This is a genomic window from Mesorhizobium sp. M1227 (assembly GCF_040318315.1).
In the GTDB taxonomy this organism is placed as follows: domain Bacteria; phylum Pseudomonadota; class Alphaproteobacteria; order Rhizobiales; family Rhizobiaceae; genus Mesorhizobium.
Genome location: NZ_JAMYLZ010000024.1, coordinates 55,776 through 70,898 on the forward strand (window position 1 = coordinate 55,776; position 15,123 = coordinate 70,898).

At 63.9% G+C, this 15,123-nt stretch carries 13 protein-coding genes; 8 read left to right on the plus strand and 5 right to left on the minus strand.

Annotated features, from left to right (window positions below):
- The first annotated feature begins 14 nt into the window (after window positions 1–14).
- A complete protein-coding gene (locus NKH28_RS23630; protein WP_502906655.1) occupies window positions 15–944 on the plus strand; it encodes a cation diffusion facilitator family transporter in 930 nt (309 codons plus the stop codon).
- Window positions 945–1,030: 86 nt separating this feature from the next.
- Here NKH28_RS23630 and NKH28_RS23635 read toward each other — a convergent pair whose 3' ends face one another.
- Complete coding sequence (locus tag NKH28_RS23635) at window positions 1,031–2,119, minus strand: hypothetical protein (protein ID WP_352980552.1); 1,089 nt, start codon at window positions 2,117–2,119, stop codon at window positions 1,031–1,033.
- 100 nt (window positions 2,120–2,219) lie between these two features.
- Here NKH28_RS23635 and NKH28_RS23640 point away from each other — a divergent pair, with 100 nt between their 5' ends.
- The 6 genes from NKH28_RS23640 to NKH28_RS23665 all read left to right on the plus strand — a co-directional run bounded on the left by NKH28_RS23640 (window position 2,220) and on the right by NKH28_RS23665 (window position 8,697).
- The gene (locus NKH28_RS23640) at window positions 2,220–2,672 is read left to right on the plus strand and encodes a DsrE family protein (RefSeq protein WP_352980553.1); all 453 of its coding nucleotides are present in this window, start codon (window positions 2,220–2,222) and stop codon (window positions 2,670–2,672) included.
- 171 nt (window positions 2,673–2,843) lie between these two features.
- Window positions 2,844–3,641, plus strand: a complete 798-nt coding sequence (locus NKH28_RS23645; RefSeq protein WP_352478045.1) for an SDR family NAD(P)-dependent oxidoreductase — start codon at window positions 2,844–2,846, stop codon at window positions 3,639–3,641.
- 49 nt (window positions 3,642–3,690) lie between these two features.
- Entirely contained in the window at window positions 3,691–3,996 is a 306-nt protein-coding gene (locus NKH28_RS23650; RefSeq protein WP_352683881.1) for a putative quinol monooxygenase, read from the plus strand.
- Between the two features lie 128 nt (window positions 3,997–4,124).
- Entirely contained in the window at window positions 4,125–5,213 is a 1,089-nt protein-coding gene (locus tag NKH28_RS23655) for an AbrB family transcriptional regulator (RefSeq protein ID WP_352980554.1), read from the plus strand.
- A gap of 182 nt (window positions 5,214–5,395) precedes the next feature.
- Complete coding sequence (locus NKH28_RS23660) at window positions 5,396–7,483, plus strand: TonB-dependent siderophore receptor (protein ID WP_352980555.1); 2,088 nt, start codon at window positions 5,396–5,398, stop codon at window positions 7,481–7,483.
- Complete coding sequence (locus NKH28_RS23665) at window positions 7,483–8,697, plus strand: MFS transporter (RefSeq protein WP_352980556.1); 1,215 nt, start codon at window positions 7,483–7,485, stop codon at window positions 8,695–8,697. The genes NKH28_RS23660 and NKH28_RS23665 overlap by 1 nt, the downstream gene beginning before the upstream one ends.
- A 257-nt stretch (window positions 8,698–8,954) precedes the next feature.
- Here NKH28_RS23665 and NKH28_RS23670 read toward each other — a convergent pair whose 3' ends face one another.
- The 4 genes from NKH28_RS23670 to NKH28_RS23685 all read right to left on the minus strand — a co-directional run bounded on the left by NKH28_RS23670 (window position 8,955) and on the right by NKH28_RS23685 (window position 12,506).
- Entirely contained in the window at window positions 8,955–10,031 is a 1,077-nt protein-coding gene (locus NKH28_RS23670; protein WP_352980557.1) for a siderophore-interacting protein, read from the minus strand.
- Window positions 10,032–10,225: 194 nt separating this feature from the next.
- A complete protein-coding gene (locus NKH28_RS23675; protein ID WP_352469698.1) occupies window positions 10,226–10,540 on the minus strand; it encodes a nuclear transport factor 2 family protein in 315 nt (104 codons plus the stop codon).
- 18 nt (window positions 10,541–10,558) lie between these two features.
- Window positions 10,559–11,335, minus strand: a complete 777-nt coding sequence (locus NKH28_RS23680) for an esterase family protein (protein ID WP_352770870.1) — start codon at window positions 11,333–11,335, stop codon at window positions 10,559–10,561.
- A 4-nt stretch (window positions 11,336–11,339) separates the two neighbouring features.
- Window positions 11,340–12,506, minus strand: a complete 1,167-nt coding sequence (locus tag NKH28_RS23685) for an ATP-grasp domain-containing protein (RefSeq protein ID WP_352540972.1) — start codon at window positions 12,504–12,506, stop codon at window positions 11,340–11,342.
- Window positions 12,507–13,256: 750 nt separating this feature from the next.
- Between NKH28_RS23685 and leuA the strand changes: the two genes are divergently transcribed.
- Window positions 13,257–14,993, plus strand: coding sequence for a 2-isopropylmalate synthase (gene leuA / locus NKH28_RS23690; protein ID WP_352980558.1), 1,737 nt, complete (start codon window positions 13,257–13,259; stop codon window positions 14,991–14,993).
- Window positions 14,994–15,123: the final 130 nt, after the last annotated feature.

Consider the following 15,123-nt stretch of genomic DNA (forward strand, 5'->3'; position numbering starts at 1 on the left):
GGATCTTTTCCCCAGTGACCGCGGCAGAAATCAAAGCCGCCGCCAGGCAGAAGGTCGCCAGCCTCGCCTTCTGGTCGATCGTCGTCGCCTGCGTCGTGCTCGGCCTGAAGCTGGTGGCCTGGTACGTCACCGGTTCGGTCGCGCTTTATTCGGACGCGCTGGAATCGATCGTCAACGTCATTGCCTCTGCCGCCGCCTATTGGGCGATCCAGGTCAGCTACAAGCCAGCCGACCAGGACCATCCGTTCGGCCACCACAAGGCCGAGTATTTCTCGGCCGTCCTCGAAGGCGTGCTGATCGTGCTTGCCGCCTTGCTGATCCTCAACGAGGTCTGGTGGTCCTGGCTGCATCCCGCCCTGCTGGAAAAGCCATGGACCGGCCTTGCCGTCAATGGCGTCGCAACGGTCATCAACGCCGTCTGGGCCATGACGCTGATCCGCACCGGCCGAAGCGAAAAATCGCCGGCTCTCGTTGCCGACGGCAGGCACATCATGACCGACGTGGCGACCTCGGTCGGTGTGTTCATCGGCCTGGTCGGCGCCGTGCTGACCGGCTGGCAGGTTCTCGATCCGGCTCTTGCGGTAATCGTGGCGCTGAACATCCTGTGGCAGGGCTGGCACGTCATCGGCTCGTCGATGAACGGGCTGATGGACCGCGCCGTCGACACCCAGGAACATATCCGCATACGCGACATCATCTCGGCCAATTGCAAGGGCGCGCTCGAGGTCCACGACCTGAAGACGCGCATCGCCGGCCGCGCCACCTTCATCGAGTTCCACCTGGTCGTCGACGCCGACATGTCGGTCGGCGCCAGCCACGTCATCTGCGACCGCATCGAGGACGCGCTGCAGGCCGAAATCCCTTCCGTGCGGGTCATCATCCATGTCGAACCCGACGACGAAGCGAAACTGCCCAAAGGTACGACCGCCGTGCCGTTCGCGTGAGGCGATAGCGGGACGCCGCCATCCCAAACCTTGAGGTCGGCGGGACAGCACCCCCTCTGTCCCGCCGGCATCGCGTCTCTGAACTGCTACAGCCCGCAGGCAGCCTGCGGCATCGGCTCCAGCCGGTAGACCTTGTCGTCGGAGCTGGTGTCGCCTTCCGCCGCTTTCGAGCACAGATCGATGATCGGCAGGCCGCTGTTCGGGTTGGCCAGCATCATCGTGCCGTTGGCGCCGCGGCGAAGGAAGACCTCCCTTTGCGCGATGTCACAGGACGCAGCACCCGTCTTCGCGCTCGCCGCGCAGCGCCACTGGTCGCCCTCGCCCTGACAGTTATAGACCTGCGTGACCTTGGCCGATTTCTGCCGCGTGGTAACAGAAACGGCGATATCCGCGCCGCTTGGCCAATTGGCCGGATCGCCCTCCTTGGCGAAAGACGCCAGCTCGACCGGTCCGCGGAAAACCCTGATCGACTGGGTCAGCTGGTCGGGATGCGAGCCGAGATGCCCGGCGTCGTAGTCGCGTCCGTAGCAGAAGGGCTGGTCCGGCTTCAGCCGCTCGCGCAATGGCGGGCCAAGTGCCGGGTCGATCGGGTCGATGCGCGCGAACTCCGCCTTGCAGGTGGCGGCCGGCATCGGGTCGAGCCTGAAGCCGTTATCGTCCTTGCCCAGCGCCTGCCTTTCGTACTCCGCCTTGCCGAGCTCGTCTTCCGAGCCGGCGTCGAGATAGAGGTCGGGCTGCACGTCCGAGACGATCAGCCGGCCTTTGTCGTCGACCTTCAGCGAAGCCATGGTGCGGTCGCAGTCCATGCCGCAACGGATCGGGCCGGTCTTGCCGTCCTCCGACTCATGACTGCACCAGCCGCCAAGCCATTCAGGCGCCTTGGCGCCGCGCACCGTCGTCGCCATGAAGCCATTGTAGGAGGAATCGACGCCGGTGCTTGGCTCCTCGTTCGGCCGGCTGACCGGATCGCGGCCGGAATAGAAGAAGATGCGCGTCACCTTCTGCTGCGGATGCGACTTGAGATGCGCGGCGTCATAGACGCGGCCGAAGCAGGCGTCCTTGCCGTCGGGGCTGAGCTCGGTGAGTTTGAGCCTGTCATCGGCGAAAGCAGAGCCGGCGACGGCAGCAAGCAAGGCAACCCCAACTCCGGCGCCCATCACGATCCTTGATATCATGCTGGCTCCCCCTGCCCCGACAAGACGTGGCTTCAATTTATGCTAGGATCGAGGCCGAGGCCACGCAATTTGCGCCGGCCGGATAAATGGAGATAAAGCCATGCGACGCCGCGATATTTTCCGCGTCGGTCTTGCCGGGGCCGCCGGGCTTTTCGGGCTGCGCCCCACCAAGGCGGCAGCCATTGAAGTCAAGGCCGTCGAAGAGGAAAGGCAAAAGGTCGCCTATCACCTCAGCGATCTCGACAAGGTCAATTTCGTGCTCGGCAACATCAAGAACCACTTCGAAGGCACCGACGGCAAGGTCGACATCGCGCTTGTCGTGCACGGCCCAGCACTTGCCGCCTTCAAGTCGAAGGGCATATCGGCCGCCATTTCCGGGCGGTTCGCCGGCCTTGTCCAGGATGGGCTCAGCCCGCACGCCTGCGCCAACACCATGCACGGCATGGATATCGGCGTGGCCGACCTGCTCGACGGCTTCCATGCAGCCGACAGGGGCGGCGTCGTCAAGCTCGCCGAATTGCAACGCCAGGGCTACGCCTATCTCAGGCCATAGGGCAATTCCAGGAAAAGTGTGAAACGGTTTTCCGTCCGGAATTGCATCAAGACAAAGAGGGAGCGGTTCGCCGTTTCCGTGAAACGGTGAACCGCTCTAAACTTTTACGGACTTGAACGCGAGGACTGCGAGGGCCTACGAAGAGCAGGCAGAGTCCCCGGAGGAATAGACGTGCCAGCCACCACCACCCTTGTCAGCCCCTCTCTGGTCATCCCCGACCTTGCCGGAAAGGCGGTCCTGGTCACCGGCGCCTCGACCGGCATCGGCGCGGCGCTCGCGCTCGCCTATGCCGCGCAGAAATGCCGCGTCGCGCTGCATTACAATTCGAGCCGCGCGGCTGCCGAAAACCTGGCCGCGACCATTCGCAACGGCGGCGGCGACGTGTTCCTCGCCCAGGGCGATTTCTCGATCCCCGCCGATGTCGAGCGCGTCGTCGAGGACAGTGCGCAACATTTCGGCCGGCTCGACGGCCTCGTCAACAATGCCGGCGGCATGCTCGGCCGCGTGCCCTATGCCGAGCAGACCGAGGCGCATTACGACGCGGTGATGGACCTCAACGCGCGTTCCGTGCTGACAGCTTCGCGCAAGGCAATCCCATGGCTGAAGCGGCAGGGCGGCTTCATCGTCAACACCTCCTCGATCGCCGCGCGCAACGGCGCCGGTGGCGGCGCCGGCCTTTACGGCTCGGCCAAGGCCTTCGTCTCCAACGTCACGCGCGGCATGGCCAAGGAGCTGATCGGGTTCAACATCCGCGTCAACGCGGTGGCGCCCGGCACGATCGCGACACCTTTCCACGAGCGCTACTCGACCGACGACCAGATGAAAGGCATGATCGCCACCATCCCGCAGGGCCGCGCCGGCACCGCCGAGGACTGCGTCGGCGCCTATCTGTTCCTCTCCTCCGATCTGTTGAGCGGCTACATCATCGGCCAGGTGATCGAGGTCAATGGCGGCCAGTTGATGCCGTAGGCGACGAACTGCATACTCCCGGTTGCGTCATCTCAACGGAGCAAAGCGAATGTACGGACTGATCGGCAAGATGCGGGCGATGCGCGGCCAGCGTGACGCAATGATGGATATCCTGCTCGCCAGCACCGGCGCCATGCCCGGCTGCCTGAACTACATCATCGCCACCGACCCGGCCGATGCCGACGCGATCTGGGTGACCGAAGTGTGGACCGACGCCGAAAGCCACAAGGCTTCGCTGCAGCTGCCCGAAGTCCAGGCGGCAATCGCCAAGGCACGGCCGATCATCGCCGGCTTCGAGTTCCAGGTGGAGACGCATCCTGTTGGCGGGTTCGGCTTACCGGCGAAGGCGGGATAGAGGGAGAGGCCGGCAGGCCAGAGGGGCGCGCGAAGGATCGCTGCGGATGGTTGGTGCCATTACCACCCAAGCCCTTTTCCGCGCAAAAAGGGTTCGCATTTTTTCGCGACCGGTCTAAGAGCCCATCTATGGATTCCTCCCCGAACCCGCCGGCCATCGAGCACCTGGCGCGGATCCACAAGGCCTGGCAGTGGCCCGTCCTGGTGGTGGTCTCGGTGCTGTTTGCCGGCGCGCTGGAGCTCGCCGCCCTGCCCGCCGCGCTCTTGATCGGACCGATGCTGGCGGCCATAGCTGCCGGCACCAACGGCGCCACGGTGCGTGTGCCGCGGGTTCTGTTCGGCTCAGCCCAGGCGGTCGTCGGCTGCCTGGTCGCCAGTTCCATCTCGGCCGATATCTTTCCCGTCTTCTACAGGGAATGGCCGCTGTTCCTTGGCGTCGTGATGGCGACGGTCGCGGCATCCAGCCTGCTCGGCTGGCTGATCAGCCGCTGGCGCATCCTGCCCGGCACCACCGCGGTCTGGGGCTCGTCGCCGGGCGCCGCCACCGCCATGGTGCTGATGGCCGGTGCCTTCGGCGCCGACCAGCGCCTCGTCGCCTTTATGCTGTATCTGCGCGTCATCTGCGTCTCGATGACGGCAGCCCTGGTGGCCAAGCTCTGGGTCGACACCTCGGGCATCGAGGTGCCGGCCATCCTCTGGTTTCCGCCGATAGACCCGCAAGGCTTGGCCGCAACATTCGGCGTGGCGCTGGTTGGCGGCCTCGCCGGAAAGCTTTTCCGGCTGCCGTCGCCGTTATTCCTCGGCACCTTCATTTTCGGCACCGTGATCCATCTCGGGCTCGGCGTGACCATGCAGTTGCCGCCCTGGCTGCTCGCCTTGAGCTATACGATGATCGGCTGGAGCATCGGCCTGAATTTCACCAGGGCCATTTTGCGCCACGCGGCCCGCGCGCTGCCGCAGATCGTCGGCTCGATCATTGCCCTGATCGTCTTTTGCGGCGGCCTCGCCTTCCTGATCAGCCGCCTGCTCGGCATCGATCCGCTGACCGCCTATCTGGCAACCAGCCCTGGCGGCATGGACAGCGTCGCCATCATCGCCGCCGCCGCGCAGCATGTCGACATCTCCTTCGTCATGGCGCTGCAATCGGCACGCTTCCTGATCGTGCTTCTGGTCGGCCCAAGCGTGGCGCGGCTGGTGGCGAGAAGCCTCAAACCATAGCAGCTCGCCTCTCCCTGATTGGCAGCTGGTTTTCCTGAAACCGGTCGCACTTTGCTGTCGCCGACCGTATCGGGCCAGCACCCGCACGAGCTCAAAAAATAACTTGACTCAAATACTCAGATTTGAGAGCCCCTTCCGTCAATGTATGGAAGAGTGGAGACGAGTTGATGCGGAAACGGACGATGACATGGCTCCTGGGGTTATCATTGCCGGGCAGCATGGCCCTGCTCGGCCTGTCCGGGCCGGCTCACGCCCAGGACCAGGGCGGCGTCACCGTTCTCAACAAGATCGAGGTCGATGCCGAGAGCGACGAGATCCTCGTGCAGGACGGCTACGTCGCCAAGAAGGACCGTATCGGCACCAAGACCGACACGCCGATGGTCAAGATTCCGCAAGCCGTTTCGGTTGTGACGCAGAAGCAGATCGAGGACCAGAAGCCACGCACGCTGAACGAATCGCTCGGCTATGTCGCAAGCGCCAATCCGAACAGCTTCGGCTTCGACACCCGCTACGACGCCTTCTTCCTGCGCGGCTTCCAGGCCTTTTACAACGGCATGTTCCGCGACGGGCTGCGCCAGTACAACGGCCCCTCGGCCTGGTTCAAGACCGAGCCCTACGGCATCGAGGGCGTCACCATCCTGAAGGGTCCGGCCTCCTCGCTTTACGGCATCAGCGGTCCGGGCGGCATCGTCAATCTCGTCACCAAGCGCCCCAAGGAAGAACAGTTCCGCGAAGTCGAAATGCTGCTCGGCGAGCACAATCGCTTCCAGGCCGCACTCGACGCTTCCGGCCCGGTGAACGAAGACGGCAGCATCCTCTATCGCTTCACCAGCCTCGGCCGCACCAGCGACACCGACCTGCCCGGTTATCCCGACGACAAGATCTATCTGGCGCCGGCAGTCACCTTCAGGCCGGATGAGGATACCAGGCTGACCATCCTCGGCGAATATTCGAAATCCGTCACCGGCGGCACCGCTGCGTTCTACAATTCGGGCGGTACCCTGACGAGCCTCTACGAGGGCGATCCCGCCTGGAACGACTTCGACCAGACCCAGGGCCGCATCGGCTACGAGTTCGAGCATCGTTTCAACGACGTGCTGACGGTGCGGCAGAACCTTCGCTACAGCGCCGTCGACAGCGACATCGAATATAGCGGTCATTACCCGGACGGCGTGGATCTGAAACGCTATTGGGGCCACTACACCGAGACCATGAAGAACTTCGTCGTCGACAACATGGCGCAGTTCGAATTCGATACCGGCCAGGTCAGGCACACGGCGGTAGCCGGCATCGACTACGCCTGGTCGAACTATGACGCCGGCAGCGGTATCTCCTATGTCTCCGTCGACGACATCAAGGCCGCTCCGGTTCCTTACTCTGGCGGGCAGGAGATGAACCAGCTCGGCGCCTATCTGCATGACCAGATGGAGTGGAACGATTTCACCCTGTTCGCCAGCGGTCGCTACGACTGGGCCGACACCACCTCGACCGCCGCCGACTTCACCAGGTCCAAGCAGGACGACAGTGCCCTTTCCGGCCGGCTCGGCCTGTCCTACCAGACCGAATGGGGCATCACGCCCTATGTCAACTATTCGACGTCGTTCTCGCCCAATATCGGCTTCGTCTATGACGATGTCAGCAGCCCTGTCGGTCGCGTCGCCCGTCCGACCATTGCGACGCAGAAGGAAATCGGCGTCAAATACGAATTTGCCGACTATAACGCCGCCGTCAGCGCCGCTCTGTTCGACATCGACCAGAAGGATGGCGTCGTCTTCGACGCCTCAACCGGCATCAACAAGCAGCGCCAGCTCGACCTGAACTCGCGCGGCGTCGAGCTGGAAGCCAGCGCTTCGCTCGACAACGGTCTCAGCATACTCGCCTCCTACACCTATCTGCGCGTGAAAATCGAACGCGGCGCCACGGGAACCGCAGGCAAGGAACTGTCGGCGACGCCAAATCACATCCTGTCGCTCTGGGGGCAGTACCAGTTCGAGGACGGCACGCTGCAGGGGCTCGGGCTGGGCAGCGGCGTTCGCGTCGCCGGCTCGAGCTATGGCGATGACACCAACACCTTCAAGAACGATGCGCGCGCCTTCGTCGACGCCTCGCTCTCCTACGATTTCGGCTACCGCAATCCCAAACTCGAGGGCGTGAAGCTGCAGGTCAACGCCAAGAACCTGTTCGACACTCAAAAATCCATCTGCTCGGCCGGCTATTGCTACCGCGACGAGGGCCGCTCGCTGTTCGCTAGCCTGCGCTACCGCTTCTGATGTCGATCGCCGTTTCCAGCCGGGCATCGATGCCTGTCGCGATCGTCCTGGCGATCGGCGGGCTCTACGTCGCGCAGAGCGTAATCGGCGGCATCACCTGGGCGGGCCTGCCGGCGGTGATGCGCGACCAGGGCCTGCCGCTCGACCGGATCGGCCTGGTTTCGCTGATCGCGCTGCCATGGGCGCTCAAGTTTCTATGGGCGCCGGCCGTCGAGCGCTATCGGCTGCCGCCGGTCGGCAAGAACCGCACCGGCACGATCGTCGCCGCCGGTGGGCTCGTGTCCATCGCCGGGCTGTGGGCCGTCGGCGCGCTCGGCCCGGAGGCCTGGTGGCCGGTTCTGGCCTGCCTGACCATCGTCGCCTTCGCCGCCTCGACGGTCGACATTGCCTGCGATGGTTTCGCCGTGCAGAGCCTGGCCAGGGAAAACCACGGCTGGGGCAATGCCGCGCAGGTCGGCGGCGCCTATCTCGGCTCGGCCATCGGCGCCGGCCTGTTTCTGCTTCTGGTCGACGCTTATGGCTGGCGCATCGCCGTTTGGGCGATGGCCTTGCTGCTCCTGCCGCTCGGTCTGCCCTTCCTGCTCGGCGCGGCCGGCCGCGCGCGCGAGGAGACGCGCGAGCATGTTCCCAGCCTCCTCGACGCGCTGAAGCGTCCCGAAATTCGGCGCGGCCTGGCAGCGTCGGCCATCTATGTCCTGGCCCAGAAGGCGGCACTCGCCATGCTCGGACCATTCCTGATCGACGCAGGGCTAGACCTCCCGATGGTCGGACTTGTCAACGGCGTCGGCAGCATGTTCGTCGGCCTGGCTGCCGCACTCGCCGGCGGCGCTCTCGTCAAATGGTTCGGCCCGCGCAACGTGCTCGCCCTGGCGCTTTTCCTGCAGGCCGGATCGCTGTTCTTTTTTTCGGTCTTCGATTTTCTTGGTGGCTTCTCGACCACCGCTTTGATGGCCATCGCGGTGCTCAGCTCGTCCGGCTTCATGGCTCTCGGTTTCGTCGCGCTTTACGCGCAGTTCATGCGCTGGTCAGATCCAAGACAGGCGGGCGTCGACTTCACGCTGTTCCAGTGCATGGACGCACTGATGAGCATGGCCGGCGGGATCGCGGCCGGCTACGCCGCGCAGTATTTCGGCTATGGCGCGTTCTTCGCAGGCGCCGGCCTCGTCGCGCTTCTGGCTGCCCCGGCGATCGCCTTCGTATCCGACCGCCGCTGACCCCGCCCGCCCTTGTGCAGCAGGGGAATCGCATATGGAAGTTTGGGGTATTTGCCAGGCCGCGTACCCCCACCCCTAACCCCTCCCCACAAGGGGGAGGGGGACGATGCCGCTGCTGTTTCGGCTAGAATCGTCGAAGTTTGCCGCTGAGTGGCTCTGCCGCAAAAGTTCCCCTCCCCCTTGTGGGGAGGGGTTAGGGGTGGGGGTCTTCTTCGCAAGAATCCGTATGCGATCCTCTGCCCCCGAGGGGCGGCGCGCTATTCTTCGCCGCCGTCCGCCGCTTGCGTCCCGCGGCGCCAGTAGGCGGTGACCAGATGCCGGTCGCGCGGCACGCCCCATTCCTTGCGGACGATCCTGCGGATCTCGCGGAAATCACCGAACTCGCATCCGGTCCAGACATAGAGATTGTCGATAAGGGCAGTGCGGTTCCGCTGCTGCAGCACCGCCGGTAACAGCCTGGCTGTACCGGCCTCGCGCCCATGTCGATAGAGCCAGGTGACGGCAACGGTCTCGCCCGTGGCCAGCGGCATCCGGTCGTCGGGACCATCGACCTCGATGAACGCTTCGGCGCGGGTTGACGGCGAAAGCTGCTCCAGGATCCTGCCGATCGCCGGAAGCGCGGTGTCGTCGCCGAGCAGCAGCAGGTTTTGCGCCTCGGGCACGCCGCCTCCGCCCGGTCCGATCATGCCGATGATCTCGCCGGCAACTGCCTTTTCGGCGAAAGCGGCCGCCGGCGTATCCATACCGGGGTGGAGGACGAAATCGACATCCAGCCAGCCGCTTGCGGCGTCCAGCGCCCGGATCGTGTAGACCCGCACGACGAGCGCGTCCTCGCCCGACGGCCAGACCATCAGGCCGTCGGCGCCCATCGACGGCCACACCGGCAGCCTGCCGCGCGGCGGCAGCAGCAGCCGCACATGCAGGCCGCCACGGCCAAAGCGGCCGAGATCGTTGCCGGTGAAGCGGACGCGCTGCATATGCGGAGAAATCCGCGTCGAGGACAGCACCGTGATCTCGCGGAAGAACACCGGCGTGCCAGCATCGCTGCCGTCGCCCTGCCAAGCGATGCCCCTGGTCGTGCCGAGATGTTGCGAGAAATGGCCGGCGACCGCCATCTTCATGTAGGACAGGCAGGTTTCATCCTCGGCCGCGACGCGGATCAGCACGTTGTCGTCACCGAGCGCGGCTTTCAACGAGCCGTAGTGCGTGCGAAATTCCCAATGATCGGCAAGGCCGGTATCGATCTCGGATTCGCCGTGCTCGGCGCGCAGCCTGTCCATCACCGACCGGATGGCGGCACCGCTGATCCGGGTTTGCGCACTCAATTGCTCCATCGCTAAGCCTTTCGATGCCGTTGAATTCGAGATCGCCCTGGACGTCGGCGCCTTTGCGGCATGCCACAGCCGGCCTGGCGTTTCCACTAAAAGATGATAAACATAGTCATGTTTTTGGCATCAAGCCAATGAGTCCCGCGCGAGCAACGGCGGCCGTGGCGGCGAGGTGGCCTAAAGGGCCCTCAAAATATCCTTCAGCTGATCACCAGGCTGGAGATGCGGTTGCCGTCCACGGTGAATGCCATGTCGCCCTCGCCGTTGAAGCCGTTGCCTGTGACGGCAATGCGGACGTGATAGGTCTCGCCCGCCGGTTCGATACGAATGATGCTAAGTTTGGACTGCACGCCGATATTGTCCGACTGGTTCCAGCGCGCAATCTGCTCGCGGCCCTTGAACGACCGGCCCCAGTCGCTCAGGAAGGCATCGGGCGTGAACGTCTCGAGGAAAGCTTTGGTGTCGCCGGCGTTGGTAGCTTCGACAAAGCGGCGGATGGCATCGGGCGTGGTCATTTCCTTCCTCCAGGTGGCCTAATCCAGCCGGTGCATCAGATCGTCGTCCAGCCAGCGGGCGAAGAAATAAACCAGTTGCTTGTGCCACCACGGCCAGTCATGGGCGGCATCGCCGCCCCAGTAGTCGACCCAGGCCGGTATCGACTTGTCACGCAGGATCTGTTCCAGCGCCTGCGTATCGGCCAGCATCCGTTCCTCCCAGGCACCCTGTCCGCAGCAGAAGATCAGCCGCAGCGCCTTCAGCCTGCCAAGCAGCCCCGGATCGACGATACCCGGCAGGTAGTCGAGCGGCGAGTTGAAGAAAATCTGTCCGTCGAGCGCATTGCCGAAGAAATCGTGGGTCGAGTAAACCCCCGACAGCGCGATGACGCCGCTGGCCAGTTCCGGAAAGCGGAAGACGAAATTCGACGAATGGTAGCCGCCCATCGAGCAGCCGCAAAACAGCGGCTTCAGCGTACGCCCGCCATTGGCCTCGGCTGCGACAGACAGGAGTTCCGGCAGCGCCTCCTCGCGCACATAGCGGAAATACGCTTCATGCCGGGCGATGCGATGGGCCGGCTCGGCATGGCGGTCGAAGAAGGATTCCGCATCGATGCCGTCCAGCGTGAACAACTGGATGCGACCGGTGTCGACGAACTCGGCGAGAGCCGAGACGGCGCCGGAATCCTCGAACTGGTAGAACCGCCCTTGCGAAGTCGGGAACACAACCACGGGTCGGCCGGCATGGCCGTAGCGCTTGTATTCCATGTCGCGGCCGAGGTTGCGGCCAAAACCCTTGTGGTAGGAAACGTCCATCGCCTCACGCCTTTTCCGCATGGATGTAGTCGACCGCCCGGCGCAGCGCCTTCGGGTCGGTGGAGCGCAGCTGATAGGCGTAGTTTCCCATGGCGCGGCTGAAAACCTCCTCGATGGCGTGATGATGGACGATCATGTCGCCATGGGCGGCCAGCACGTCGGCGTGGCTGTGCACATAGTTGAGGTGCCGCTTGCGGCTGGCATAGGCGGTGAAATACTTGCCCCTGTAAGGGCCGCCGGCGGCGTCCTTGACCACCATGTCGGCCCATGCGGCATAGACATCGATATCGAAGGTGTAATTGATGGCATCGGTCATCCAGGCGCCAGGCGGCCGCATGTTGACCTCCAGCGCGATGACCCTGTCGTCCCTGGTTTCGAACAGCTCGATGTGGAAGAAGCGCTCGCGCACGTCGAACGCCTTGAGGATTTTCCTGCCGGCCTCCTCGACCGCCCGGCTGATCTCGGGAAAACAGACATAGCTCATATGGCGGTCGCGGTTGACCACCTCCATGACGCTCTGGTCGTAGCGGTGGCTGGCGGCCAGCACCACCTCGCCGTCGCGGTTGACCAGCCCGTCATAGGTCACCACCAGCCCTTCGATGAATTGCTCCATGACGAAGCTGACGCCTTCCGGCTTGTCCCTGAAGAAGCTGTCGAGTTCGCCGGCGTTGGAGATTTTGAAAGTGTTCGAGGCGCCGGAGCCCGAATCCGGCTTCACCACCACGGGATAGCCGACACGGCGGATGAAGGTCATGGCGCCGGCGCGGTCGGAGCATTTGCGTTGCGGGATGGTTTCGACGCCGCTCTTGCGGAAGAACGCCCGCATGCGGCTCTTGCGTTTCAAATTCTTGACGAAGTCGAGCTTGGTGCCGAAGATGTTGAAGTCGGTGCGGATATTGGCTTCCAGCTCCAGCCAATGCTCGTTGAGCGATTCGAACCGGTCGACGCGGCCCCATTTGTGGATGAAATGGCCGATCGCCCGGAACACCGGCTCATACTCCTCCATGTCGTCGATGCGATAATATTCCGAAAGGGCTGCCTTCAATTTGCCGTCCAGCGCATCGAACGGCGCGTCGCCAATGCCGAGCACGGTGGCGCCGGCCTTCTTCAGCCGGTCGCAGAAATCGGCGCCATTGGCTGGAAAATGCGGCGAGAAGAACACGAAGTTCATGGACGATCCCTCCCGGCGGCGAGCCATCGCACCCGCCGACAATCGACTCTGGCGCATTTGCCGGGCTCGGGGAAGAGCAACTGGATCAGGTGAGTGGCTGGGTCCGCGAAAGGTGACGCCAAAACCTTGAGATAAAAAACCCGCCTCGACAGCGGGTCCTCGGCGCCAGTCAGCACCATACCCAAATTAGTAGCATAGCTGCCGGCACAAAGCAAGAACAAAGTTGCTGTAATCAGGAAAAATCGGGATAGGTGGCTCGGCGAAGCCGAGACGGAGAGGGGACTGCGCCCTGCGAAGGCCTCCTCTCCGGCCGCGGAGCCTGTCCTCGGGCTTGCCGAAGGCAAGACCCGTGGGCGGCCACCTCTCTCCCGTTTCGCGACGGCGCGGAACCCCGGTCTTGAGGCTGGATCGGCAGCTTCTGCGACAGCGAGGCCCCCACTTGCCTCGCTTTGCCCGCTCCTGTATGAAATCCGCCATGAGCCCGCGCGCCACCTCTTTTGCGCCCCGTCCGACCGGCATTGCCGGCCAGACCGTTCGCGCGCTTGCCTCCACCCTGCTGCTTCTCGGCCTTATCGGCGATCGCCGGGTTCGCTGAAGGAGCGCCCGGCGGTCGAATTCGCCGCTCACGCGCACGCTCCTTGGCCAGTCACAAATTGGCACGTCACATCAAGCGAACGAAATTCTGGTAAAGGCGCCGCTCGCCACCAATCCGCCTGAAGCTGGATCCGCGAGCCGCCGGGAGAAAAGACGATGAACGCACGAGAAGATATCCGTCTGAATGTAGAGGAAACCGCCAAGCCCGCGAGGGGCATGCCGGATGCTGCCCGCAAGTACCAGCCCTATCCGACCGTCGGTCTTGCCGATCGCACCTGGCCCTCGAAAGTGATCGACAAGGCGCCGATCTGGTGCTCGGTCGACCTGCGCGACGGCAACCAGGCGCTGATCGATCCGATGGGCCAGGAACGCAAGGCGCGCATGTTCGCCCTGCTGCTCGACATGGGCTTCAAGGAGATCGAGATCGGCTTCCCGTCGGCCTCGCAGACGGACTTCGATTTCGCCCGCTGGTGCATCGAACAAGGCAACGTGCCCGCCGACGTCTCGCTGCAGGTGCTGGTGCAGTGCCGGCCCGAACTGATCACCCGCACTTTCGAGGCGCTGAAGGGCGCCACCAATCCGATCGTCCATTTCTACAACTCGACCAGCGAGCTGCAGCGCCGCGTCGTCTTCGAGAAGGACGTCGCCGGCATCAAGCGCATCGCCACCGACGCGGCCAAGATGATCACCGACATGGCGGCCAAAGCCGGCGGCGGCTACCGTTTCGAATATTCGCCGGAGAGCTTTACCGGCACCGAGCTCGAAGTGGCACTGGAGATCTGCAACGCCGTCACCGAGATCGTCAAGCCGACGGCGGAGAACAAGCTGATCATCAACCTGCCCTCCACGGTCGAGATGTCGACGCCCAACATCTACGCCGACCGCATCGAATGGATGTGCCGCAATCTCGACAACCGCGAGAACCTGTTGATCTCGCTGCATCCGCACAATGACCGCGGCACCGGCATCGCCACCACCGAACTCGGCCTGATGGCGGGCGCCGACCGCGTCGAAGGCACGCTGTTCGGCAACGGCGAGCGCACCGGCAATGTCGACATCGTGACGCTGGCGCTCAACATGTACACGCAAGGCGTCGATCCCGGGCTCGACTGCTCCGACATCAACCGCATGAAGGACGTCTACGAATACTCCAACCAGCTGAAGATCCCCGAGCGCCATCCCTATGTCGGCGAGCTCGTCTACACCGCCTTTTCCGGCTCGCACCAGGACGCTATCAACAAGGGCATGAAGGCGCTGCGCAAGGCCAACACCCCGCATTGGGAGGTGCCCTATCTGCCGATCGACCCGGCCGATGTCGGCCGCAGCTATGAAGCCATCATCCGCATCAACTCGCAGTCCGGCAAGGGCGGCATCGCCTATGTGCTGCATGCGGATTACGGCCTCAACCTGCCGCGCAACCTGCAGATCGAGTTCAGCCAGGCCATCCAGGCGATCACCGACGCCGAAGGCAAGGAGGTGCCGGCCAGGCGCATCTACGAGCGCTTTCTCGACACCTATGTCGACCAGCCCGGCGCGCGGCTGAAGTTCCTCGACCACCACACCTACCCCGACACCGAGGTCAAGGGCCGGCGCGTGGTTGAAGCGGTGATCCTCGACAGGGGCAAGGAGGTGACCATATCGGGCACCGGCACCGGCCCGATCGACGGCTTCGTCGATGCGCTGTCGCGCCATGTCGGGGTGCCGATGTCGGTGCTCGATTATTCCGAGCATTCCATGCAGCGCGGCTCGAACGCCTCGGCCATTTCCTATGTCGAGATGGAACATCCCAGCGGCAAGCTGTTCGGCGCCGGCATCAACACCAACATCGTCGCCGCGTCGCTCGAAGCCGTGGTTTCGGCCGCCAACCGCATCGTCGGCCGAAAGGGCGGCTAGCCGGGACTGCCAGGCCGCGCATCAGCCCACCGGAAATTTTATCCGGTGGGTACGCTATCGCACCATAAGCACATGCTTGTAAGGCGCCGCCAGCGCGATATGATTGTACCTCAACCTGTGCCGAATTCGA